This window comes from Flagellimonas amphidinii, assembly GCF_013090115.1.
GTDB lineage: Bacteria > Bacteroidota > Bacteroidia > Flavobacteriales > Flavobacteriaceae > Flagellimonas > Flagellimonas amphidinii.
Window position 1 is genome coordinate 330,347 of record NZ_JABFNN010000030.1, and the last position, 22,513, is coordinate 352,859.

Annotated in this window: 22 protein-coding genes; 8 read left to right on the forward strand and 14 right to left on the reverse strand. The window is 40.1% G+C overall.

The window, feature by feature from the left end; translation table 11 throughout:
- Positions 1-24: 24 nt before the first annotated feature.
- Positions 25-522, forward strand: a complete 498-nt coding sequence (locus HJC33_RS08135; protein WP_171658310.1) for a hypothetical protein — start codon at positions 25-27, stop codon at positions 520-522.
- A complete protein-coding gene (locus HJC33_RS08140; RefSeq protein ID WP_171658311.1) occupies positions 512-1,012 on the forward strand; it encodes a nuclear transport factor 2 family protein in 501 nt (166 codons plus the stop codon). Before HJC33_RS08135 ends, HJC33_RS08140 begins: the two co-directional genes overlap by 11 nt.
- Before the next feature lie 2 nt (positions 1,013-1,014).
- On the opposite strand, the gene HJC33_RS08145 is transcribed toward HJC33_RS08140, so the two are convergent.
- The 3 genes from HJC33_RS08145 to HJC33_RS08155 all read right to left on the reverse strand — a co-directional run bounded on the left by HJC33_RS08145 (position 1,015) and on the right by HJC33_RS08155 (position 4,869).
- Positions 1,015-1,710 carry a hypothetical protein gene (locus HJC33_RS08145; RefSeq protein ID WP_171658312.1) on the reverse strand — a complete coding sequence of 232 codons (696 nt, stop codon included), beginning with the start codon at positions 1,708-1,710 and terminating at the stop codon, positions 1,015-1,017.
- Positions 1,711-1,787: 77 nt separating this feature from the next.
- Entirely contained in the window at positions 1,788-2,597 is an 810-nt protein-coding gene (locus HJC33_RS08150; RefSeq protein WP_171658313.1) for an SDR family oxidoreductase, read from the reverse strand.
- On the reverse strand, positions 2,590-4,869 hold the full coding sequence (locus HJC33_RS08155; protein ID WP_171658314.1) for a M28 family peptidase: 2,280 nt from the start codon (positions 4,867-4,869) through the stop codon (positions 2,590-2,592). Before HJC33_RS08155 ends, HJC33_RS08150 begins: the two co-directional genes overlap by 8 nt.
- Before the next feature lie 122 nt (positions 4,870-4,991).
- On the opposite strand from HJC33_RS08155, the gene HJC33_RS08160 reads away from it, so the two are divergent.
- Positions 4,992-5,462, forward strand: coding sequence for a CBS domain-containing protein (locus tag HJC33_RS08160; protein WP_171658315.1), 471 nt, complete (start codon positions 4,992-4,994; stop codon positions 5,460-5,462).
- A gap of 14 nt (positions 5,463-5,476) precedes the next feature.
- On the opposite strand, the gene HJC33_RS08165 is transcribed toward HJC33_RS08160, so the two are convergent.
- The 3 genes from HJC33_RS08165 to HJC33_RS08175 are packed head-to-tail and all read right to left on the reverse strand — an operon-like array spanning position 5,477 to position 9,568.
- Positions 5,477-5,830: a hypothetical protein gene (locus HJC33_RS08165; protein WP_171658316.1), complete on the reverse strand. Its 354-nt coding sequence runs from the start codon at positions 5,828-5,830 to the stop codon at positions 5,477-5,479.
- 9 nt (positions 5,831-5,839) lie between these two features.
- The gene (locus HJC33_RS08170; protein WP_171658317.1) at positions 5,840-6,412 is read right to left on the reverse strand and encodes a pentapeptide repeat-containing protein; all 573 of its coding nucleotides are present in this window, start codon (positions 6,410-6,412) and stop codon (positions 5,840-5,842) included.
- Positions 6,413-6,421: 9 nt separating this feature from the next.
- Entirely contained in the window at positions 6,422-9,568 is a 3,147-nt protein-coding gene (locus HJC33_RS08175) for a VPS10 domain-containing protein (protein ID WP_171658318.1), read from the reverse strand.
- A 159-nt stretch (positions 9,569-9,727) separates the two neighbouring features.
- Here HJC33_RS08175 and HJC33_RS08180 point away from each other — a divergent pair, with 159 nt between their 5' ends.
- Together HJC33_RS08180 and HJC33_RS08185 are read left to right on the forward strand one after the other, a co-directional pair.
- Positions 9,728-10,477 (forward strand): SDR family NAD(P)-dependent oxidoreductase, encoded by a 750-nt coding sequence (locus HJC33_RS08180; protein WP_171658319.1) that lies wholly within the window; start codon positions 9,728-9,730, stop codon positions 10,475-10,477.
- Between the two features lie 38 nt (positions 10,478-10,515).
- Positions 10,516-11,097, forward strand: a complete 582-nt coding sequence (locus HJC33_RS08185) for a TetR/AcrR family transcriptional regulator (protein WP_171658320.1) — start codon at positions 10,516-10,518, stop codon at positions 11,095-11,097.
- Between the two features lie 2 nt (positions 11,098-11,099).
- On the opposite strand, the gene HJC33_RS08190 is transcribed toward HJC33_RS08185, so the two are convergent.
- A complete protein-coding gene (locus tag HJC33_RS08190; RefSeq protein ID WP_171658321.1) occupies positions 11,100-11,801 on the reverse strand; it encodes an SIMPL domain-containing protein in 702 nt (233 codons plus the stop codon).
- A 96-nt stretch (positions 11,802-11,897) separates the two neighbouring features.
- Here HJC33_RS08190 and HJC33_RS08195 point away from each other — a divergent pair, with 96 nt between their 5' ends.
- Complete coding sequence (locus HJC33_RS08195) at positions 11,898-13,034, forward strand: glycerate kinase (RefSeq protein ID WP_171658322.1); 1,137 nt, start codon at positions 11,898-11,900, stop codon at positions 13,032-13,034.
- Here the strand turns inward: HJC33_RS08195 and HJC33_RS08200 are convergent.
- The 3 genes from HJC33_RS08200 to HJC33_RS08210 all read right to left on the reverse strand — a co-directional run bounded on the left by HJC33_RS08200 (position 13,031) and on the right by HJC33_RS08210 (position 14,899).
- Positions 13,031-13,627, reverse strand: coding sequence for a GNAT family N-acetyltransferase (locus HJC33_RS08200; RefSeq protein WP_171658323.1), 597 nt, complete (start codon positions 13,625-13,627; stop codon positions 13,031-13,033). The genes HJC33_RS08195 and HJC33_RS08200 overlap by 4 nt on opposite strands.
- Positions 13,628-13,657: 30 nt before the next feature.
- On the reverse strand, positions 13,658-14,497 hold the full coding sequence (locus HJC33_RS08205; protein ID WP_171658324.1) for a methylated-DNA--[protein]-cysteine S-methyltransferase: 840 nt from the start codon (positions 14,495-14,497) through the stop codon (positions 13,658-13,660).
- A 171-nt stretch (positions 14,498-14,668) separates the two neighbouring features.
- Positions 14,669-14,899, reverse strand: coding sequence for a hypothetical protein (locus HJC33_RS08210; protein WP_171658325.1), 231 nt, complete (start codon positions 14,897-14,899; stop codon positions 14,669-14,671).
- A gap of 337 nt (positions 14,900-15,236) precedes the next feature.
- Between HJC33_RS08210 and HJC33_RS08215 the strand changes: the two genes are divergently transcribed.
- On the forward strand, positions 15,237-15,569 hold the full coding sequence (locus HJC33_RS08215) for a single-stranded DNA-binding protein (protein WP_171658326.1): 333 nt from the start codon (positions 15,237-15,239) through the stop codon (positions 15,567-15,569).
- Between the two features lie 134 nt (positions 15,570-15,703).
- Positions 15,704-16,123 (forward strand): hypothetical protein, encoded by a 420-nt coding sequence (locus HJC33_RS08220; protein WP_171658327.1) that lies wholly within the window; start codon positions 15,704-15,706, stop codon positions 16,121-16,123.
- Between the two features lie 263 nt (positions 16,124-16,386).
- On the opposite strand, the gene HJC33_RS08225 is transcribed toward HJC33_RS08220, so the two are convergent.
- From HJC33_RS08225 to metG, 4 genes are all read right to left on the reverse strand, one after another.
- On the reverse strand, positions 16,387-17,226 hold the full coding sequence (locus HJC33_RS08225) for a phosphatase PAP2 family protein (RefSeq protein ID WP_171658328.1): 840 nt from the start codon (positions 17,224-17,226) through the stop codon (positions 16,387-16,389).
- Between the two features lie 28 nt (positions 17,227-17,254).
- Positions 17,255-18,157, reverse strand: coding sequence for a histone deacetylase family protein (locus HJC33_RS08230; RefSeq protein WP_171658329.1), 903 nt, complete (start codon positions 18,155-18,157; stop codon positions 17,255-17,257).
- A gap of 13 nt (positions 18,158-18,170) precedes the next feature.
- Entirely contained in the window at positions 18,171-20,294 is a 2,124-nt protein-coding gene (locus tag HJC33_RS08235) for a Tex family protein (protein WP_171658330.1), read from the reverse strand.
- A gap of 109 nt (positions 20,295-20,403) precedes the next feature.
- Entirely contained in the window at positions 20,404-22,485 is a 2,082-nt protein-coding gene (gene metG, locus HJC33_RS08240) for a methionine--tRNA ligase (RefSeq protein ID WP_171658331.1), read from the reverse strand.
- Between the last annotated feature and the right edge of the window lie 28 nt (positions 22,486-22,513).

Below are 22,513 nucleotides of genomic sequence, written 5' to 3' on the forward strand. Positions count from 1 at the left end.
TTATTAAAATTTGTACATTCGCCTATGCGAAAATTGTTATGCGTCATAGTGGTTTTTTCAGCATTATTGTCCTGCAAGAAAAAACAAGAAGTTGTTGAAGATCCTATGGGAGATGAGCTTGTTTTCAATTATCAAAAAATACCAGATAGGATAAAGCTCAATGCAGAAGCAGCTGAAATCGTGGAGTCTTGGGACGAGTTCAAAAAATTCAATGAAAGTGTGGATGTACTTTACAGGGCCACAAATAATGAAGACTTGATCTTGGCCATTGATGACCTTGTTGAAAAAGAAAAGGATTGGGAAAGGGGCGTTTATCCAGATGCTTTTAATTCGCTGCAAGTTAAGAGCAGACAAAGGGTGCTGAAAACGTACTTGTTCAAGGTGAAATCCCATCTTTTGGAAAAGCAGGAAACAACCCAGTCTACTGTACAAATGTTGGAAGCGTATAATGCGCTTCGGGAACAGCTGAACGTAATGGTCAATAGTCAGTTGGATACAAAACTCATTTTGGATGAGGAATAATATGCTTTACATTTTACTGCTGATTACCACTTTACAGCTAAGTGCACAAAGTTCTGAAAAGGATAGTATCAATTTTCTATTGGATAGCTGGCATAGGGCAGCAGCAGATGCTGATTTTGACGCTTATTTTGATAAGATGACCTCCAAAGGAGTTTTTATTGGGACCGATGCTACGGAGAATTGGCAGAATGATGCCTTTAGGTCATTTTCAAAGCCTTATTTTGATAAAGGAAAGGCATGGAGCTTCATCGCGGTGGAACGTAATGTTTACCTAAACGAAACTAAAGATTTTGCATGGTTCGATGAACTTCTGGATACTCAAATGAAAATTTGTAGAGGTTCAGGAGTGCTTAGAAAAGTTAATGGTAAATGGAAAATAGCCCACTATGTCCTGTCCATTGCCGTTCCCAATGATAATGTTGGGCAACTGATTGAAATCAAAAAAGAGAAGGACAGCCTACTGCTTCTTGATTTAAAGCGGAAACAATAATACTATTTGCCTCCTTCAGGAGCTTCTTTTCTAGATTGCAAAGCCTGCTTGCTTAAACTGGCCAAATTAAAATTAGGATCCAATTTTAGCGCTTCATCTATATAAGAAATGGCTTCATCAATTTTGGTCTTGTCCGTGTTGTAGGCCACTAGACCTTTCAAATGATAAAAAGCAGCCTTTAACGGCACTTCGTAGGGTTGTTGCCTTTCATAAAAGGCATATTTCATATCATCTTTTGCATTTGCTATACCGTATTCAATATTACCAGAAGCACCAGCATTATCACCAATTTGAATCTTAAGGTCTGCAAGTTCATACGCTAAATAGGCCGAAGGACTTCTCTGAAAAAGTACTTCAAAATGCTCTAAAGCCCTTTTGGGTTGGTTCAAAGATTTCAATGAAACTGCTTTTACTTGTACTGCAAGGTCAGAATCATCAGCTTTTTTATCAATTCCAATGGTGTTAAGAGCCTGCATATGCTGGTTGTTGTTCATGTAAACAAATGCCAACGTATCCTTGCGTTCTTTCAAGGGTGAAAGTACATTCAGGTGAGTTAGGGCACCTATTATCCCATTAATGTCACCTTGTAGACGCATTTCTTTGTAATAAGCCTCGTAATGTTCCAAAAGTTCATTTTTTGTCTGAGATATTGCACTAAAACCGACAAATAATAACAAAAGCAAAACAATCTTTCTCATGTACCTTCATTTAAGTCCGGCAAAACTAAAAAAATAATCAGTACCATATTGTTAAAGAATACTATACAAAATAATGACTACGAATTGATATTGTGGGTGAAAGCGTGACCTTTGTCAAAAAAATTCTTGCTCAAAACAGTCTTTCCTAATTTGTTGGCAAATTGATCATCATAGTTAGGAGCCGGAATTTTCCTTTTTTCTGCCTCAGAAGTATAATATTCCTTTTTAGTGGGATGCAAAGGATAGACTCCGTTAAAGATTTCGTTCCAATAATTTTCTTCAATAATGGTTGAAATCATATGAATGCAATCCTCTAGATGGATGAGATTTACCGGATGGTTTCCATTGGAAAGACCTTTTCTTTTGGTAAGCATGGTCACCGGATGCCGATGAGGTCCAATCAATCCGCCAAATCGTATGATTGTAGTGGATAAATTTGCATTTTGAATAAAAAGTTGCTCGCTGGCCAATAATTGTTTGCCTGATTCCGTGGCTGGTCCTGCAGGAGTTTCTTCAATAATTTCCCCTTCAGTATCACCGTAAACGGAAGTGCTGCTCACAAAAATTACTTTGCTAACATCACTTTTTTTGATTTCAGCATGTAGAAACTTCATTTTTTCAATGAAGCTTTCCTTGTGTTCCCCTCTGAGTTTAGGAGGAACATTGATGATTAAAATGTCCACATTGGATAAAAAGGCCTGTATATCACCATTTATTCCGTTTTCTGTTAAACGAATTTGGTATGGATGGATGCCGCTTTTTTGAAGCTGTTGAAGCTTTTCGAGAGATGTAGAAGTTCCATAAACTTTAAAATCTTGCGAGATAAACCTTTTGGCCAGGGGTAAACCAAGCCAGCCACAACCGAGGACACCAATTCGTTTAGTCAAATCGTATTGTTTTGATGACCAAAATAGCATCATTCAGCACAAAAGGCATTGGAATGCTACTTTTAGGTCTTTCAGGAACGGTAAATTCTGGGTGTGTCAACAAATTATTGGAGGCTTCATAAAAGGTAAGCTCCAAAATGGAATCTTTAGGAAAACTGAGTCCAAGTTCTGTATAGTCGTTATTGGAAATGTAATGTGTCACCAATCTCTTTTTCCTGTTTTCCAAATAATGACTGGAAAGCGGTATGTTGTTCACCTTGGCCGAATTTAGTTTGATGTCATTGGTGTAGATGTCCAATCGGTTGACATTTCTTTTAGGGGTAATACAAAGCTCTAAAATACGCTCTTTGCCAATAATGGTGTCCTTTGTAGTATCAACCCAAGGAAGGGCAACTTCTTTTTTTGGAGCGTCAGCAAGATAAGTGATTCTGCTGGAGTACTTGCTTGCTATTGTTTTGTGCTCTTCATCGGCTGAGCTTTTTTTGTTGTTCTGCAAAAATTGATTGTTCCAATCGATAGGACTGTGGTCATAAGTAGCCCAGTTTGCAGAGTTTTCATCTTCGTTGTAAATATAGAGGAGACTGCTAGGCTTTGGACGTTCTTCGTTGAAATTTGAGTTGATATGGGATGATATACCGAAGGCAAAAAATAAGAACAGGGACAGATAGGCAAAACGGTCTTTGTTCTTTAATTGCCCAAAGAAAGGAAGTACAAGGAAAAATAGGAGGGTGGTGAAAATTGTTGAGGCAACCATCATTTTTAGCCCTAGCCCAACAGGAAACATCTTTATAAATGGAGCATAAATAAAAATAGCAGGTAATGCTAAAAACAGTAATAAAAATGGACTGGGTTTTTCTTGGTTGATGGTAACCATGAATGCAGCCAATAGGCCAAATAGTGGAACTACAAAAAAGCTAGCTCCTTTTAAATAGGAAGCCACCAATGCGCAAATTATCAACCAAATAAAAATAGGAGCCACCAAAAGATTTGGAGTGCTCACCTTTTTGAATTTATGGTAAAACCAAAAACATACTCCGGTTGATAAGAATGCAAACATGAGAATGTAGATATGTCCATTGTAGGTGAAACCATGGAGCATATCTTTAAAACCGGGATACCACCATAGCAGGACTTGCCAGAAGAAATATCCAAGGACACCATTGATGATCAATGTCAAAAACATTGGAATAAAACCTTTAAAAATATCCTTTGCGCTTAATTTTTTCTTTCTGAAGCCTGAAATCAAAAGAAGAACAAATGCCAGCACAGCTATTCCGAACATAGGCCAAATCCATTCAAAAGGATAGGAAACCAACTTAAAAAAAGGCAGGTTGAAATAAATAGAATCATCCAGACTTTTTAAGTTCGTCAAATCTGCCTCACTAAAATGAATCATCAAGGGCATTAAATAGCTACCTTGATGGGCTAATGTATTTCTGTCCAGTCGCTCATAATTGTCCAAGGCCGTATGATAGTCAAAATGGTCATCGATAAAAGCAAAATTGAAACCTTCAATGTCACCATCTTCCCTAAAAACTGTCAAATCCGTATCATTGGGAAGCATTTTATAAATGCTATAGGCCAGCGAATTGGCTACGGGGTATTTTGGATTGGCTTTAGTGAATTCTTCTATAAGTTTTCCGTTTCCGCGATTGGTCTCTATGAGCATATAGCTTGGCCCACCACTTCCTCTTGCCTCAAAATTGAGTACAAGCCCAACTTGCGTTGCCCAAGGATGTTTTTTAACAAACAAATCGGCTCCATTTAGTCCTAATTCCTCAGCATCGGAAATCAAAATAATAATGTCATTTTTTGGGGTCTTGTTCTGTGAAAGAAAGGCGCGAACCCCTTCCAAAATGGTAGCGACTCCACTTCCGGCATCACTTGCCCCATAGGAAGAATGCGGGCTACTGTCATAATGTGATAACAAAAGCAAGGCTTTTCCTTCCCCAGAACCCTTTATTCGGGCTAAAATGTTGGTGGCTTTGCTTAGGTTGCCCCAATCTCCAGCAGTATAGCCTTCTTGCGTCACCGTTTCCAGTCCCATTTTTTTGAGTTCAGAGATAATATAACCTCTAACCTGTTCATGAGCAGGAAAGCCTACCGCATGGGGTTCTTTGGACAGTTCTTTAATATGTGCTAAAGCCCTATCCGTAGAAAAGGATTCAGGCGGATTGACAGCATCATTTTCATAGGAGGGCATCATGGATTTGTAGCTCCAATAGACTGCAAAAATCAGGAGTAAAAAGGCGAGGGTGCGTGAAAATTTCATGGTTTAGTTACGTTGGTGTGTAAAAATATGAAATTATGAAAGGTTCGCATATTTGAGGCGTAAAAATTAGATAATTCGCTAAAAATCACTATATTTAATATTCAACCATAAATATCAACCTTATGGGAATCAAAAGTTTTCAAGGCGTACGATCTAAAGAGGAATCCAAAAAAAAATATAACGCCCCGATCTTGGTCGAAGACTACATGACCAAGAAACTAGTCACCTTTGCTCCAGAACAATCTATTCTGGAAGTAATGGAGGCATTTGCAAAACATCGTATTTCTGGAGGACCTGTTATGGACGAGAACGGATTTTTGGTAGGAATCATTTCAGAAGCCGATTGTATGAAGCAAATATCGGAGAGTCGATACTTCAATCAACCTATATTGGACAAAAGTGTGGAACGGTATATGACCAAAAATGTAGAGACCATTCCCCACAATATGAGCATTTTTGATGCTGCCGGTGTTTTTGACAGGCACAATCGTCGTAGATTGCCAGTAATGAAAAATGATATCTTGGTAGGGCAAATAAGCCGTAAGGATATTGTTATTGCCGCTTTGAAGTTGAGCGCTCAAAACTGGAAATAACCTTAAATTACTGATTATTCGCGTTTGACAATCATATAAAAATCATTGTCCAAGGGTAAATATCCTAAATCATACACAAAATAGTAGGTGCTGCCTTTTTTGGTGGTGTACAAATTGGTGATGTATTCAAAATCAAAACCTTTGTCCATCAACCGCATTTTGGTAGTTCTTGTCTTGCCTTCTTTCAAGGGAAAACTATCCAGAATACGATAGTTTTTACGCAACTTGTTGTTGATGTTGCGCACCAAGTTTTTACGGTCTTTGTTCAGTCGGTTGTTGTAGGCATTACGACAATGGTCTGAGCAGTATTTTTTGTCGATTCTGCCGATGAGTTTTTCACCGCACTCCAAGCATGCTTTTTCGGTCATCAGATAAGATTAGGTGACCACAATATCATGTTTTTTTAATAAACCTATAATATTATCCTTGCTAAACTTGGCTTTTTTGAGTTGATTTTGTTCCGGATCTATATTCAAATTAAAGCTGGAACTTAAATCTGCTTTCTCCAAATTTGTCTGCTGAAAAATAGCGTGTTCCATATTACATTCCGAAAAAACAGATTGGGTAAGGTCAGCTTCTGTAAAATCAGTTTCAATTAGGATGCAATCTGAAAAAGAAATGCCCTTTAGGGCAAGTTGAAAGAAAGAAGCCAAAGTGAGGTTACAGTTTTTAAATTGAACTGATAATAAAAAGTCATTGCAGTCTTCAAACTTAAGACCAACCAGTTTTGTACTTTCAAAAATGCATTCCTTGAAAATAGTGTGTTTTACATTGGCATTGGTCAAATCGCAATCTACAAACCGACATTCCATAAAATTCTGATTGTCCAAAAATCCATTGATGAAAGAGCATTTTTCAAAAGTGCAGTTTTCATAATCTGCTTTTGGCAATCGGTTTTGCGTAAAATCCTTACCTGAAAATTCCTGATCAGCTATAAAAGTGTCCTGCATGAAACCAATTTAGTCTTTTAGAAGCAAAGCTGGAATTTGAAGTTTGGCATACATCGCGTTATAGTTTGACATTTCGTTTTTGACAATGGCATTTTTTTCGTTATCCATTGTCTTCCAGATGGCCAAAAGGTCTTGTAATCTTTGTTTGGCACCCTGAGTTATTTTGGGTTCTGCTACATCTACAAATTCTTTAAGGTGCATAAAGTCAGCATTTAACTGATTTTCGAAATTAATCACATCCTGAAATGTTTTTTGATCAGGCTGAATCAGTTTTTCTTCCCAAACCTCAATACGTTCCACCAGCGAATCACCCAATTTTAACAAATCGTCTGCGCTATCCATATCCTTCAGAAGTTTTTTATGATTTTTGAGTTGGGTCTTTACCGACCGCATTTGGTTTACCGCACCGTGCATGGAATGGATAGTTTCCTCAATTTGGGCCAAAAATGCCTGTTGTTCACCATAATCCTGCGGAGATGCATTAATTCTTGGGTTGGGTAATATGTTCACAGTGGTCTCAGATACTTCATCTTCCAAACGTAACCTGAGGGTGTATGTTCCAGGAGCAACCCTTGCCCCGCTATAATTTCCGAAGACAAATACCTTATCGATACTAGGGATTGGATTTTTCCTAAAATCCCAAGTGAAACGATTGAATCCCTTTTTTGAGGGGAGCACTGCTGGTTTTGGAGGGCCACCGGGCCAAGATTTGAAATCTTTGGCCTTGGTGTTGGTTATGGTTCTGATGACCTTTCCGTTTGAAAGAACCTCAAGTTTTAGTTCTAGAGAATCGGCATCTTTGGGAAGATGGTAATCAAATGTGACTCCTTCCTTGGGATTTTGCCCTAAACCCGGTATGGGTTTTTCTGGACTTCCTCCAAACAATCTATACGTGTCTTTAGGTGTAAAGAGTTTAAAGGAATTACCAGCATCTTTGCTTTGCTGGACGGCGCTCAGGTCATCCAATATCCAAAAAGAGCGCCCAGCAGTTGCAGCTACCAAATCGTTGTCTTGAATAACGAGGTCATTGATAGGGACAATGGGAAGATTAAGCTGGAATTTTTGCCAATTGGCACCATCATCAAAAGAAATATAGAGTCCGGTTTCGGTGCCGGCATACAGAAGCCCTTTTTGTTTTTTGTCTTCTCGGACCACTCGTGCAAAAGTGTGTTTATCGGTTATTCCATTAGTGATTTTAATCCATGTTTGACCATAATCATTGGTCTTAAAAATATAGGGCCTTAAATCCATGGATTTATAGCGCATCACGACCATGTAAGCTGTTGCCGGGTCATGGGGAGATACCTCTATACTGTTTATGATGCCGTCCGCAATTCCGGATGGGGTTATATTTTGCCAATTGGCACCACTGTCTTTGGTAATATGCACCAATCCATCATCACTTCCGGCATATAAAACTCCTTTTTCATGTGGTGATTCTACGAGGTACATCAATGTGTTGTAATTTTCTCCACCTGCAGCTTCATTGGTGAAGGGGCCACCTCCTGGACCTTGTCTTTCTTTTTGGTTACGGGTCAAGTCTGGACTTATGACCTCCCAACTGTTTCCATCGTCTTTAGTTTTAAAAATCACATTGCCGGCATGGTAAATGGTATTACGGTCATGGGGAGAGCTTATGATGGGAGCGTTCCAATTGTACCTAAACTTGAAATCTTTGGGGACTTTACCAAGGCCAAGCTCGGGATATTCTTTAATGGGCTTGCTTTCACGACTTGCCTTCACCCACTTTTCTATGATACCTTGGTAACAACCTCCATAAACTATTTCTGGATTATCAGGATCAAAAGCCAGATAGGCACTTTCACAACCCGAAACGGAATGCCAATCCTTCCAGTCAATGCCAAGGTCATTAGTTCTACTAGCAATGGCAATGGCAGAATTATCCTGTTGGCCACCATACACATTGTAAGGAACCAGATTGTCCGTTATTACCCTGTAAAACTGTGAAGTGGGTTGGTTTTGTTGCGTACTCCAACTTTTACCGCCATTGTTGGATACATTGGCGCCACCATCATTGGAATTGATCATTTTGGAGTTGTCCTTGGGATTGATCCATAAATGGTGATTGTCCCCATGCGGTGTTGGAAGTGGGGTAAATGTCTTCCCACCATCGATGGATTTTGTGACCGGAGCGTTGAGTACGTAGACAATATTTTCGTTCTGGGGATCGGCAAAGATTTCCATATAATACCATGAGCGTGCAATATTTATTCTATCTGAATTGACTTGGGACCATTTTTTTCCTGCGTCGGTACTTTTATAAACCCCTCCTTTTTTTCCTTCTGCTTCAATAACAGCAAAAACGAGTTCAGGATTGGCCCTGGATACCGATATTCCGGCTTTTCCCATTTCCTTGGGAAGCCCTTCCTTCATTTTTTTCCAGTTGACCCCACCATCTGTTGATTTGTATAGGGCTGATGATGGTCCTCCAGATTCCATGGTCCATGGATAACGGCGGTGTTCCCACATAGCGGCATATAGAATGAGCGGGTTTTTCATGTCCATGGACAATGAAGAAGCCCCCGTGTTCGAATCCACGTAGAGCACCTTTTTCCATGAATTTCCTCCATTGGTGGTTTTGTAAATTCCGCGTTCTTCGGAAGGACCATATTGGGCCCCTTGGGCTGCTACAAAGATGATATCTGGATTTGTGGGATGAATAATGACATCCGAAATGTGCCTTGTTTCATCAAGACCGATGTGCTTCCAGGTTTTTCCTGCATCAACAGATTTATAGACCCCATCTCCCATAGAAGTCATTACGCCTCTGGCAGCGTGCTCTCCCATTCCAACCACTACCAAATTTGGATTACTTTCCGAAACAGCTATGGAGCCAACGGTGCCGGTATTCAATTGACCATCTGAAATGTTTTTCCATGTAATGCCATCATCAACGGTCTTCCAGACACCACCCCCGGTGGTACCCATGTAGTAGGTCATGGGCTGGTTCACCACCCCAGATGAAGCAACACTCCGTCCACCTCGAAAAGGCCCAATGTTTCGCCATTTGAGTCCATTGAATGTTGAGTCCTTTAAGATAAAAGCGGGTTTAACCGACTTATTTTTTCTGCGTTGGGAATGCCCATCAAAAGAAAAAAGCAATAAAAAAGAGAGCAGGAAGTACAGTGTTTTCATGTTGATTTGATTTAGCCTTTGGTAAGATACAAAACCCTTGTTAATTGTTAAGGATTTGATAAAGTTGAAATTTATTTTGGAACAATCGTTCCGTAATATATATGTTTGTATTGGAATTATCGTTCCAAAATAAAATAGAAATCAAAAAATCACATCAGAATGAAAAAATTAGAAGGCAAAATTGCCATAGTAACAGGAGCTACCAGTGGGATAGGTTTGGAGACCGCAAAAAAGTATTTAGAAGAAGGGGCAAAAGTAGTATTGACAGGGAGGAGTCAAGAAAAATTGGATGCCCTAGCAGACGAACTTTCAGGGGATTATCTTTTGGTAAGGGCTGAAGCTTCAAGCTTATCGGATAGTCAAGACCTTATCGAAACAACCGTTCAACACTTTGGAAAAATTGATGTATTGTTCCTTAATGCGGGAGTATTCCGTATTGAGGGAATCAATGAATTGACTGAAGAAATTTATGATGAGGTCTATGACATCAATGTAAAAGGACCTTTGTTTACAGTGAAATCTGCTTACGATCATTTAAATGATGGGGCTAGTATTATTTTTAATACGTCCATTGTCAACGTGAAAGGTTTTGCAGGGATGGCGGCTTATTCTTCAAGCAAAGCAGCTTTGCGATCCTTGACCAGGACCTTGGCCTCAGAGTTTGGTCCCAAGGGAATTAGAGTGAATGCCATTGCACCTGGCCCTATAGATACTCCGATTTATGGGAAACACAATGTTCCACAAGAGAATGTGGACCAAATGGCTTCTGGCTTTCCCTCCATGGTTTCTTTGGGAAGATTTGGTAAGGCTGAAGAAATTGCTACTACGGCCGTATTTTTAGCTTCAGCGGATAGTAGCTACATTACAGGAGCCGAAATTCCCGTAGATGGAGGTTTGGCGCAGGTATAGTTTTTGAATACATTTGGAACATATATTCCAAAAAATATATGCCAAGAACAAAACAATTTAATGAAGAGGAAATATTGAAAAAGGCCATGGAACTCTTTTGGCAAAAGGGGTTCCATGCCACCTCAATTCAGGATTTGGTGTCTCATTTGGGAGTCAATAGGGCCAGTTTGTATGATACTTTTGGAGGCAAGGAAGAATTGTTCAATAAGGCATTTGCACAGTACCGAAGTGGTTCTAGAAATTGGTTGAAGTCACTTTTTGAGGATGCTGATGGTGTAAAGGCCGGTTTTCAGAAACTGTTTAGTGAAGCCATTAAGCAATCTGTGGAGGATCCGTATAGAAAAGGTTGTTTTGTGGTAAATACAACCACAGAGCTGATTCCAGGTGATGAAACTTTGCTGGAGGTCCTGGGCGAAAACAAGTCACAACTTATAGCATTGTTTTCCAATTATATCCAAAATGGAATTTATAGTGGTGAATTCTCTTCTACATTGGATGCAGACAGTGTGGCATCAATGCTCTTCACTTTTTATAATGGGCTACGTGTAGTGGCCAAAGTAGATCCCAACCCTGATAAGCTCAAAAAGATGGTAGATGCCGCACTATCCGTACTCAAGTGACCTTATTCACTAAGCTTGAACTTCACATTGACAGAAGTTTCCACCTTGATTTTCTCAAAATCGATGTCCAAAGGCTCTGCTTCTGCGGCGTCCATGGCCATGGTTTTCATTTCAAGGCGCGCTGTTTGATTATATCTTGGATAATACGGAGTGGATGTGTCCACAATATGAATGGCAGCTCCTACTTTCTGCCCAAGTGGTTTGGTCAAAGCCTCTGCTTTTTTCTTGGCTTTTACTATAGCTTTGGATTTTAGCTCTAATTCCAGGTCATCCATTTTAGAGTATTCGGTTTTTTCCAAATAGGTGTTGGCAATGTCCAATTGTTCCAAGGCTATCATAACCTCTCCAGCCTGTTTTCCAGAATAGACCAAAAGGGAATATTGTTTGCTTTTTAGTACATCTTTCTGTCTTAAAAAGTATTTTTTGAAATTGCTGCTAAGGTCTTTGATGACCAGTTGCTTGTCCAATTCTATCCCCAAAGCTTTTAAACGTTGTGCCATTTTGTTCTCTTGTTCCTCCACAGATTTTTTTCCTTTGGAATCTTTTTCCTGAATAGTAATGCTGAGATAGATTTTATCTGGTGTTACCAAGGTATCCACTCTGGCAGAGGTTTCTAAATAGGGGGTGTCCAAAAAGTTTTTGGTTTGTGCAAAAGAACTCATAAGTAAACTGAAAAATAGTAGTATGGTTAATGTTTTTTTCATGATGTAGAAATTTATTTAAAGGTAAATACTTTGAGGTTGGAAGCAAAACCTGTGCCGTTTTAAAACCATGTGAATATTCTTGATTAAATTGGGAGGATGAAATTTGTTTTGGCTCCCGATAAATACAAAGGCTCTCTTTCAGGTGCTGAATTCTGCTTGGCAGTAGAAAGTGGCATCAGAAAGGTATTTCCCAATGCAGAGGTTCTTAAAAAACCACTGGCCGATGGTGGAGATGGTACTATTGAAGTAGTGTGTGATTATTTAAAAGCTACACCGATAAAAGTAACTGTCAAAGACCCTCTTTTTAGAGAAATTACCACAGAATATTTGCTTGCGGAAGATGGTAAAACCGCCTTTATAGAAATGTCAGAAGCCTCTGGCTATAAATTGTTGGCCAAAGAAGAAATGAACTGTATGCATACCACATCTATGGGTACAGGTCAAATGATTGTGGATGCTATGGATAGGGGAGCAAAAGAAATTGTTTTGGGCATTGGAGGTAGCGCCACCAATGATTGTGGAATGGGGATGGCGGTTGCGTTGGGATATGGGTTTTTGGACAGCGATGAAGCTGTTTTGAAACCTATAGGCGAAAATTTGAGCAAAGTCAGCAAAATTGAAACGACCAAGGTTCATGATAAACTCAAAGAAGTCCAGATCAAAGTAGCTTGCGATGTTACGAATCCTTTGTATGGGCCAAATGGTGCTGCCAAGGTGTATGCCACACAGAAGGGAGCATCCAAAGAAGAAGTGGAGTTTTTAGATGAGGGACTGAAAAGTTTTGCGAAGGTATTGGAAACATCTTTTGGGAAGGATGTGCAAAACATACCAGGTGCTGGAGCTGCTGGGGGGATGGGTGCTGGGGCTATAGTTTTCTTGAATGCAGTTTTAACTTCTGGAGTGGACCTTATCATGGAAATGGCCAATTTTGAAGAAGCCTTGGTCGGTGTTGATTGGGTCATTACCGGTGAAGGACAATTGGACAATCAAACATTGGCGGGAAAAACCATCAATGGTGTGATAAAGTCAGCAAAGGCCAAAAACATACCCGTAGCCGCTTTTTGTGGTTCCGTCAGTATTACCATTGCACAAATGCAGGAAATGGGATTGGACTATGCCATTTCCATACTAACACAAATTGGAAGTTTAGAAGAAGCCAAGGCAAATAGTGATGCAAATCTGGAGCTGGCCAGTTTCAATTTTGCACAATTATTAAAGCAAAGCTTAGGTTAGTACTTTTTGTTCATTCGATATTCCAGCGAAGTTTTTACGGTGGGCCATTCGCTTTCCAAAATGGAAAAAACAACCGTATCCCGATAACTACCGTCAGCAATTATTCGATGATTTCTGAGGATACCATCTTGCTTGGCACCCAAACGTAGAATCGCATTTCTAGAAGCATGGTTGTGGGAATGTGTCCGAAATTCCACCGCAATGCTCTTAAGAGTCTCAAAAGCATGTTTCAACAACAAATACTTGCACTCTGTATTGATGCCAGTACGTTGTACTCGCTTTGCATACCAGGTGGCCCCAATTTCCAATCGCCGATTTGGCCCTTCAGCATTCAGGTATCGGGTTGAACCAATAATTTTATTTGTAGCTTTATCAACTACCGCCCAAGGTAAAGCTGTATCTTCCTCTTGGGTTTTGAGAGCAGTGTCAATGTAGGCTTCAATGGTTTTTTCTGAAGGAACCGAGGTAAACCAAAGGTCCCAAAGATTGCCATCCGAAGCAGCATCCAATAAATCAGTTGTATGGGATTTTTGAAGCGGAATGAGTTTTACCAAACTCCCTTCCAAGGTCACGGGACTTAACCAAGTTTGCATGTGTTTAGCTTTTAGGCTCAAAGATAGCTTTTATTGAATTTGAGCTGCTTCCCAACCAATAATGGCCATCTTTCGTGTGCTATCCCATCGATAATCACCCAAATTGCCACTGGATTGAATAACCCGATGGCATGGAATCAAATAGGCAATGGGATTACTGCCTATGGCAGAACCTACTGCCCTTGAAGCTTTGGGTTTGTCAATTTGTTTGGCAATATTGCCATAAGTGGCCAATTGTCCCTTAGGTATTCGAAGTAAAGATTCCCATACCTTGAGTTGAAAATCTGTGCCCTTTAGGTGTAATTTTATCTTGGAAATTTGACTCCAGTCGTTGGCAAAGAACATCAGGGCATTTACTTGGGTCTGATCTACGCGCTGATGATACTGTGCTTTTGGGAACTGTATTTTTAAATTGTACAATCCTTTTTCATCATCATCGGTGAATGCCACATGACAAAGACCTTTTGGTGTTGAGGCAATGATGACCAATCCAAATGGACTTTGGGCAAAGCTGTAGTTGATGACTAGATTTTCGCCTTGATTTTTGTATTCTCCCGGTGTCATGCCCTCTATCGAAATAAAAAGATCATGAAGTCTGCTGGTACCTGAAAGTCCTGTTTCCATTGCAGCATCAAAAAGGGTGGTATTAGAGGCTTCCAAAACGCCTTTGGCATGCTCTACACTGATGTATTGCAGAAATTTCTTGGGACTCACACCTACCCATTCCTTGAAAATTCGCTGAAAATGATACGGACTTAAATGCACTTGCTCTGCCAACTCGTCCAAAGAAGGTTGTTGCTTAAAATTTGTTTTGATGTGCTCTATGGCCTTGGCGATTCTATTGTAGTTGATGTTTTCTTGTTCGCTCATGACTTGAATTTTTTACGATTCAAAAGTAGTACGGTCCGTAAAGGCTCAAAACCCGATTCTTGCTTTCTTTAAAGGTAAGATTATATAAAGGGCCGATTACTCGATCAATTAAAAAAAGCAAAGTTTACGTGCTAAAACAATGGGAGTGGTCCATGGATTCTTTCTAAGTTTTCAAATGCTATCGTTTTCCTCTATTTCTTTGATGAATCCATTTCTCAACGACAGATACAGCTCTGAAGATATATCCATTACATAGGTTTTATGGGCATCAAAAACTTTTTGTGACTCACCGTTTATTTGGTCGTGCTCTTGAATATAAATGGTTTCCTCTTTGTCAAACATCCGTTTTCCAAGACTAAATCTTTTGAGTACGAGGCACTTGTTGATGCTACGAATAGCCATTTGGTTGAGGTTGTGGTCTATCTATTGGACACTGGAATCATGATTGGGTCACATAATGGACACTATCAAGTACCTTCATTTAATTTCTTGAAAAAGGACTAATTTTAAAATTGAGATATAAATCAAAACAGCATATATGGGCAAGGCGCTCTTTAAAGAGAATTCATGGATACAATGAATTCTTTTGGCACCTATATCCATTTTCAACCATTTACATTCGTTTACAAACGAAAACAAACGGTTACATACCGATTCTCATTTTTACCTGCCCATAAGTTTGCCCTGTCGAATGATAAGAGTTCGATGATATGAACTGTTTAACGCTAAAATTAAAACAATGAGTTCACTAAAAAACAAAGTACAGTTGATTGGAAACTTAGGCAATGACCCAGAAATGGTAACTATGGAAAATGGTAACAAATTGGCAAAATTCTCTATTGCTACAAACGAGACCTACAAAAATACAGCAGGGGAGAAGGTGACTGATACACAATGGCACAATTTGGTTGCTTGGGGCAAATTGGCCGAAATAGCAGAAAACTACCTCGCCAAAGGTAAAGAAGTAATGATAGAAGGAAAGCTTACATCGCGCAGCTATGAAACCAAGGAGGGAGAGAAAAGGTACATTACTGAGGTTAAGTGCAATGAATTGCTCATGTTAGGTAAATAGTACCGTACAGATAATCGAGAAAAGGGGGTGGGTTGCCCCCTTTCTTTGTGTTTGGGCAGATTTAACATTAACTTAAAGTGGTATGGTGCTACCAAAAAGATGCTTTTGCGTCATACATAATACAAGGCAGAGCGATGAAACCGTTTAAAGCTTTATGGATTCTTTTTATGTGCGGGTTGAGTGTATCAACTTTGGCGCAGCAAGATTTCAATGTTCACGGCCCACGGTTTTATGAGCAACTGGCCCATAAGGATGCTGCTTATGAATGGGAACTGCAAAAATTGAGCGGTCAAGATGAATTGGATTATTGGGCAGACCAAAGCAATTTTGAACGGCATTTGGGGAAAGCCAATTTCCCAGCGTACCTAGCATATATGAAAGGTAAAAAGCAAGCTTACAAAACGTATCTGAAAGGTTGCAAAGGTTGCTCTTATAGTACTGTATATTTAGTAAAGGCTAGGGAGTACTTATCCGTTTCAGATTCGGAGTTTTTAGCACGGTACAAGACGGGCAATGTGGTGCAAAATGATTCTGGGAAAAGAAAATTAAACTAAAAAACCGCTATTCAGCGGTTTTTTTAAGCTACTTTTTTAAGTAAATCAAAACAAGGACAGCGTTTACACCGCTTGCTTTCACTTTTCTTATATTTTTTGCAACATTTGGTCTTGCAATTGGTGAGTTCCAACTCTTTGAGCAATGCCTTTTGCTGTTTCTTTTCTTTTTTCTTTTTCCCCATAGCTAATGAGCAGATGGGGCAAAAATAATTATTTTAAACTAATCTAAATAAATAGTTTTCAACAATTAACACATCAAATGATTAGAATTGAAGTGCCACCCCCATGGTTCTAGGACCAAAAGTGAGATTCCAGCTTACCTTTTTAGAGGTTTCATTATACTTTTTATCGTACTTGGAATCCAAATATTTATCAATGGATTCTACAATAAAAATACTGAGTGCCGTACTGAAGGCCACATCTGAAAACCAATGAAAATCATCCATTATTCGGACAAAACCTGGAACCATACCCACGGTATACAATCCAGCTTTTACCCATGGGCTCTTAAATTGTTTTGCGATAGCATAGGCATTACTAAAGGCCAACATGGCATGGCCAGAAGGAAATGAGTCGTAGTCAAAAACTCGGTCAAGATGAAATGGGTCATACGTGCCAGAGCTTTCTCCACTTTTGGGGCGAGCCCTTCCAATGATACGTTTGCTTACCTGTTGTAAAAAGCCACCCGCCGTAGCCGAAGAAATCAAAAGTACACCAGTGCGTCTTAGTTTTTCATTTTTAGTGAAGAGTCCGGCCAAATAAACACCTCCTGTAAGCATGTAATTGTTTTCAGGGCTGCCGTATTCGTGACCGTAATCCATTACAAACTCTGGAATATCTTCATTAAAACCTCGAGTCCAATGATTGATTTCATCATCCACTGTAAAAAGAAGCAAAGTACCACCGGTTACCAACCCAAAATTGGCCCAATCATTTCCTTTCCAATGAAAAGGACGTGAGTAAGCGTGACCAACACCACCAAAAATGTTACCAATATCATAGGTGAAATCATTCCATAGCGTCTTCTTTTTTTGAACCTCTAGCTCTTGACCCAGTAGAGGAAGAGTCAATAAAAAAACTAAGAGATATCTCAGCTGCATCATAACGTTCGATTTTTGATAAGACGCAAAATTAAGTATAAATATCCTGTGCCAAACGAAAGGTATTGGCATGGGCCTCAACAATAATATTGATGTCTGGGGAATAACCTCCGCCCATACTGCACTGTACAGGAATTTTAGCATCAGAACAGCTTTGTAGCACAAAACGGTCTCGTTCCTTACAACCTTCCATAGTCATGCCCAAGGTGCCCAATTTATCAGATGCAAGTATATCTACGCCACAGAGATAAAAAATGAAATCAGGTTTATGTTGTTCCAACAATTCTGGAAGGGTTCTTTTAAGAATGGAAAGGTATTCTTGGTCAGTTGTTCCTTTTTCCAAAGGAATATCTAGATCTGAGGTTTCCTTTTTAAAAGGATAATTGCCTTTCCCATGCATAGAAAACGTATAAACAGAATGGTCAGTTTGGAAAATTTCCGCGGTACCATTGCCCTGATGCACATCCAAATCAATGATCAAGATATTTTTGGCCAGATTATTTTGTTGGAGATACCGTGCCCCAATGGCTTGGTCGTTCAGCATACAAAAAGCTTCTCCTCGGTTGGAGTAGGCATGGTGTGTGCCCCCGGCAATATTCAGGGCAATGCCATGGTTCAGGGCAAACTCACAGGCCTTTATGGTACCATCGGCAATAATACGTTCCCGTTGTACCAATGCTTCACTTAAGGGAAATCCTATTTTACGAACGGCACTGGCAGAAAGTTTCAAGTTCGTCAAATCCTGATAGTATTCCGTATCATGGGCAGCTAGAATATGCTCTTCCTCTGGAAATGTGGGTTCAAAAAAATTCTCCTTAGTGCAAGTTCCTTCATGAAGGAGCTGTTGTGGTAACAACTCGTATTTGATCATGGGAAACCTATGCCCTTCGGGCAATGGATGTCTGTAAATAGGATGATATGCGATTTTGAGCATGGATCGCTTTAACTTATTTGTGCAATGCCAGTTGTATCCTTTTTCTGGAAACATCAACATCCAAAACTTTTACAATAACTTGTTGATGAAGGCTTACATGTTCATTCACATCTTTTACAAAAGAATCTGATAAATTGGAGATATGGATTAGTCCGCTTTCCTTGATGCCAATATCCACAAAGCACCCAAAATTTGTAATGTTGTTTACAATGCCCGGTAACAATTGCCCCAGTTGCAAGTCAGTTATTTGTTTGATGTTTTGGTCAAAACTGAATACCTTGGCTTTTTCCCTGCGATCTAGTCCAGGTTTTTCCAGTTCTTCCAGAATATCTTGTAAAGTGGGCATTCCAATGGTATCAGAGCAATAGGTTTTTAGGTCGATGCTTTTTAAAATAGACTCGTTTCTGATGATATCGCCCAGTGACACCTTTTTATCTTTGGCCATCTGACTAACCACAGCATAACTTTCAGGATGTACCGCTGAGTCATCCAAAGGATTGTCCCCATCTTTGATACGTAAAAAACCAGCACCTTGTTCAAAAGCCTTACCACCTAATCGAGGTACTTTTTTTATCTGTTGTCTATTGGTAAAAGCACCATTTTCGTTTCGGTAGGCTACAATGTTCTCCGCCAACTTTGGTCCAATTCCAGATACGTAGCTCAACAAAGGAACGCTTGCAGTATTTATATTGACTCCTACGGAATTCACACAACTTTCAACAACCATATCAAGGGAGTTTTTGAGCTTGGTTTGGTCCACATCGTGTTGGTATTGCCCCACACCAATGGATTTGGGCTCAATTTTCACCAATTCAGCCAAAGGATCGGCCAAACGTCGTCCAATGGAAACCGCGCCCCTTACCGTAACATCATAGTTGGGAAATTCATCCCGTGCAATTTTGGAAGCCGAATAAATGGATGCACCAGCTTCACTGACCACAAAAACCTCAATAGGGTTTTTAAAGTGGATTCTTTTTATCAATTGTTCCGTTTCCCTTGATGCCGTTCCATTTCCAATGGCAATAGCTTCAATTTTATGGGCATCTACCAAAGAACTTATCTTTTTAATGGCACCTGAGCTATTGTTCTGTGGTGGGTGGGGATAAATGGTTTCGTTGTGTTTTAACTCACCTTGAGCGTCCAAACAAACCACTTTACAACCCGTTCTAAAGCCTGGGTCTATGGCCAATATGCGTTTTTCACCCAAAGGAGCGCCAAGCAGCAATTGTTTCAGATTTTTAGAGAAGACCTTTATGGCATCGGTATCCGCTTTTTCTTTGGCATTTTTTAAGAGCTCATTGGATAACGAAGGAAATAGTAGCCGTTTATAAGCATCAGCAATGGCCAGTTCAATCTGCTCCGTACAGGCATTGTTGGATTTGATAATGCGCCTTTCGATATTGTTCAGTGCCCTTTCATCATCTATTTCGATTTTAACTCGGATAAAACCCTCTTTTTCAGCTCGTAATATGGCCAAAAATCGATGGGACGGACAACGGGATAAAGACTCGTTCCAATCAAAATAATCGCGGAACTTTTGTGCTTTTTCATCATCCTTTTTGGTTTTGATGACTTTGGTGGCCAAGATGGCGTGGCGCTCCAATTGATTTCTAAGTTGATTTCTGATATCCGTTCGCTCATTGATCCACTCTGCTATGATATGGCGAGCGCCTTCAAGGGCATCATCTTCATTTTCAACTTGATTATTGAGGTATTTTGAGGCAATAAACTCAATTTCATCACTGCGTTGTGCCATGATGATTTTGGCCAAAGGCTCTAGCCCATTTTTACGAGCGGTCTCCGCCTTTGTTTTTTTACTTTTTTTGAAAGGAAGGTATACATCTTCCAAACTGGTCAGGTCAGTACAATTTTGAAACTTTTCCTGAAGCTCAGAGGTCAGCAACCCTTGTTCCCCAACCGCTTTTAGAATGGCTGCCTTTCTTTTTTCCAGGGCTTCAAACTCTGTTTTGAGCTTTACAATGGAACCAATCTCGATCTCATCTAGGTTTCCAGTACGTTCTTTTCGGTAACGGGCTATAAAGGGAATGGTACAATCCTCATTAAGAAGCGCAATGGTGTTGGATACACTTTGCTCGGAGAGCTGAGTTCGTTGTAAGATATAGGGAATCAGTTGCATGATCTTTGTTTGGTAGTTTTCACTTCGAGCGCGGTCGAGAAGTCTTGGAATCGAATTTTTTAAAGAGGGTCTCTATTGCGTTCGAACGGACAGTTGCCTTCGATATGAATTAATTTATACTCTCCCCATTCCCAACACCATCCTCATCCGGATTTACAAAGACCAGTTTGCCTTCCTGGTTTTCGGTCATCAAAATCATGCCTTCACTTTCCACACCTCTGAGTTTTCTTGGAGCCAGATTGACCAATACGGTCACTTTTTTGCCTACGATATCTTCAGGTTTGAAGCTTTCGGCAATACCGGAGACAATGGTTCGGGTGTCCAATCCTGTATCCACTTTTAAAACCAATAGTTTGTTGGCCTTGGGCATCTTTTCTGCTTCCACAATGGTGCCCACACGCATGTCGAGTTTAGTGAAATCGTCAAAAGTGATAGTGTCTTTTTGTGGGGCGACTTCTTTTTCCATTTGTGCATTTACTTTTTTAGTGGCTTCCAGTTTGTCCAATTGCTGCTGAATCTCTTTGTCCTCAATTTTTCGGAACAACAACTCACTTTTATTGATTTGATGATTGGAAGCTAATAGCGTTTTATCAGAATTGACATCTTCCCAACCTATAGATTTCTCACTCTCGTTTGAAATGACATTAAGAATGGATTTTAGTTTTTCGGAAGTGAACGGCAAAAACGGTTCACTTAGTACGGCAAGTCCCGTTGCAATCTGCAAGGCTACAAACATGATAGTTTTTACACGTTCCTCATCGGTTTTGATGAGTTTCCAAGGTTCTTCATCGGCCAAATATTTGTTCCCCAAACGGGCCAAATTCATCAGTTCTTGGCTTGCCTCACGAAAGCGGTAACGTTCCAACGAACTGGTCAAGATTTCTGGAAAGCCCTTTAGGGCTTCCAACGTATCGATATCTATTGGTAGAAACTCATTGGGGTTGGGGACGACGCCTCCATAATATTTATGGGTAAGCACGGCAACCCGATTCACGAAATTGCCAAAAATGGCCACCAGTTCATTGTTGTTTCGGGCTTGGAAATCTTTCCAAGTGAAATCGTTGTCCTTGGTTTCCGGAGCATTGGCTGTCAATGTGTATCGAAGCACATCTTGCATGTCTGGGAATTCTTCCAAATACTCATGTAACCAAACGGCCCAATTCTTTGAAGTGGACAATTTGTTGCCCTCCAAGTTCAAAAATTCGTTGGCCGGTACATTTTCCGGTAGAACAAAATCGCCATGGGCTTTAAGCATACTTGGAAAGATGATGCAATGGAAAACAATATTGTCCTTGCCAATAAAATGGAGCAATTTGGTGTCCTTATCTTTCCAATAGGGTTCCCAATCTTTTCCTTCTCGCTCGGCCCATTCCTTGGTGGAGGAAATATACCCAATGGGCGCATCAAACCAGACGTAGAGTACTTTGCCTTCACCGCCCTCAACGGGAACGGGAATTCCCCAATCCAGGTCTCTTGTTACGGCACGGGGTTTTAGGCCATCATCGATCCAAGATTTGCATTGGCCATAAACGTTGGGTTTCCAATCATTTTTATGCCCTTCCAAAATCCATTCTTTTAAAAATCCTTCATATCTATCTAGGGGCAAAAACCAGTGTTTGGTTTTTTTCAACGTAGGAACTGCTCCTGTAATCGTCGATTTTGGATTGATGAGATCCGTGGCATTTAAGGATGACCCGCAATTTTCACATTGATCCCCATAAGCTTCTTCATAACCGCATTTAGGACAAGTACCAATAACAAATCGATCTGCCAAGAATTGTTTTGCTTCCTCATCATATAGTTGTTCCGTTACTTCTTCAATGAAATCACCTTGCTCATATAGTTTTTGAAAGAAGTCCGAGGCTGTTTTATGGTGCACCTCGGCGGAGGTCCTGGAATAATTATCAAAAGAAATACCAAAATCCGCAAAAGACTTTTTGATGATACCGTGGTATTTGTCAATGATTTCCTTGGGGGATACCCCTTCTTTTTTGGCCTTCATGGGAATGGCCACCCCATGTTCATCACTTCCGCAGATAAAGGCCACATCATTGCCTTTTAAGCGTAGATAGCGTGAATAAATATCCGCAGGGACATAAACACCGGCCAAATGTCCTATATGTATGGGCCCATTGGTATAGGGAAGGGCCGCTGTAATGGTATATCTTGAAGAAGAGTCCGTCTCAGGCATGAATCGTTCCAATTTAGGCCCCAAAAAT

Excerpts from the sequence above, each read along its gene's own strand:
- HJC33_RS08135 (WP_171658310.1), top strand. The coding sequence starts at position 25 with ATGCGAAAATTGTTATGCGTCATAGTGGTTTTTTCAGCATTATTGTCC.
- HJC33_RS08140 (WP_171658311.1), top strand. The coding sequence starts at position 512 with ATGAGGAATAATATGCTTTACATTTTACTGCTGATTACCACTTTACAG.
- HJC33_RS08145 (WP_171658312.1), bottom strand. The coding sequence starts at position 1,710 with ATGAGAAAGATTGTTTTGCTTTTGTTATTATTTGTCGGTTTTAGTGCA.
- HJC33_RS08155 (WP_171658314.1), bottom strand. The coding sequence starts at position 4,869 with ATGAAATTTTCACGCACCCTCGCCTTTTTACTCCTGATTTTTGCAGTC.
- HJC33_RS08160 (WP_171658315.1), top strand. The coding sequence starts at position 4,992 with ATGGGAATCAAAAGTTTTCAAGGCGTACGATCTAAAGAGGAATCCAAA.
- HJC33_RS08165 (WP_171658316.1), bottom strand. The coding sequence starts at position 5,830 with ATGACCGAAAAAGCATGCTTGGAGTGCGGTGAAAAACTCATCGGCAGA.
- HJC33_RS08170 (WP_171658317.1), bottom strand. The coding sequence starts at position 6,412 with ATGCAGGACACTTTTATAGCTGATCAGGAATTTTCAGGTAAGGATTTT.
- HJC33_RS08175 (WP_171658318.1), bottom strand. The coding sequence starts at position 9,568 with ATGAAAACACTGTACTTCCTGCTCTCTTTTTTATTGCTTTTTTCTTTT.
- HJC33_RS08180 (WP_171658319.1), top strand. The coding sequence starts at position 9,728 with ATGAAAAAATTAGAAGGCAAAATTGCCATAGTAACAGGAGCTACCAGT.
- HJC33_RS08185 (WP_171658320.1), top strand. The coding sequence starts at position 10,516 with ATGCCAAGAACAAAACAATTTAATGAAGAGGAAATATTGAAAAAGGCC.
- HJC33_RS08190 (WP_171658321.1), bottom strand. The coding sequence starts at position 11,801 with ATGAAAAAAACATTAACCATACTACTATTTTTCAGTTTACTTATGAGT.
- HJC33_RS08195 (WP_171658322.1), top strand. The coding sequence starts at position 11,898 with ATGAAATTTGTTTTGGCTCCCGATAAATACAAAGGCTCTCTTTCAGGT.
- HJC33_RS08200 (WP_171658323.1), bottom strand. The coding sequence starts at position 13,627 with ATGCAAACTTGGTTAAGTCCCGTGACCTTGGAAGGGAGTTTGGTAAAA.
- HJC33_RS08205 (WP_171658324.1), bottom strand. The coding sequence starts at position 14,497 with ATGAGCGAACAAGAAAACATCAACTACAATAGAATCGCCAAGGCCATA.
- HJC33_RS08210 (WP_171658325.1), bottom strand. The coding sequence starts at position 14,899 with ATGGCTATTCGTAGCATCAACAAGTGCCTCGTACTCAAAAGATTTAGT.
- HJC33_RS08215 (WP_171658326.1), top strand. The coding sequence starts at position 15,237 with ATGAGTTCACTAAAAAACAAAGTACAGTTGATTGGAAACTTAGGCAAT.
- HJC33_RS08220 (WP_171658327.1), top strand. The coding sequence starts at position 15,704 with ATGAAACCGTTTAAAGCTTTATGGATTCTTTTTATGTGCGGGTTGAGT.
- HJC33_RS08225 (WP_171658328.1), bottom strand. The coding sequence starts at position 17,226 with ATGATGCAGCTGAGATATCTCTTAGTTTTTTTATTGACTCTTCCTCTA.
- HJC33_RS08230 (WP_171658329.1), bottom strand. The coding sequence starts at position 18,157 with ATGCTCAAAATCGCATATCATCCTATTTACAGACATCCATTGCCCGAA.
- HJC33_RS08235 (WP_171658330.1), bottom strand. The coding sequence starts at position 20,294 with ATGCAACTGATTCCCTATATCTTACAACGAACTCAGCTCTCCGAGCAA.
- metG (WP_171658331.1), bottom strand. The coding sequence starts at position 22,485 with ATGCCTGAGACGGACTCTTCTTCAAGATATACCATTACAGCGGCCCTT.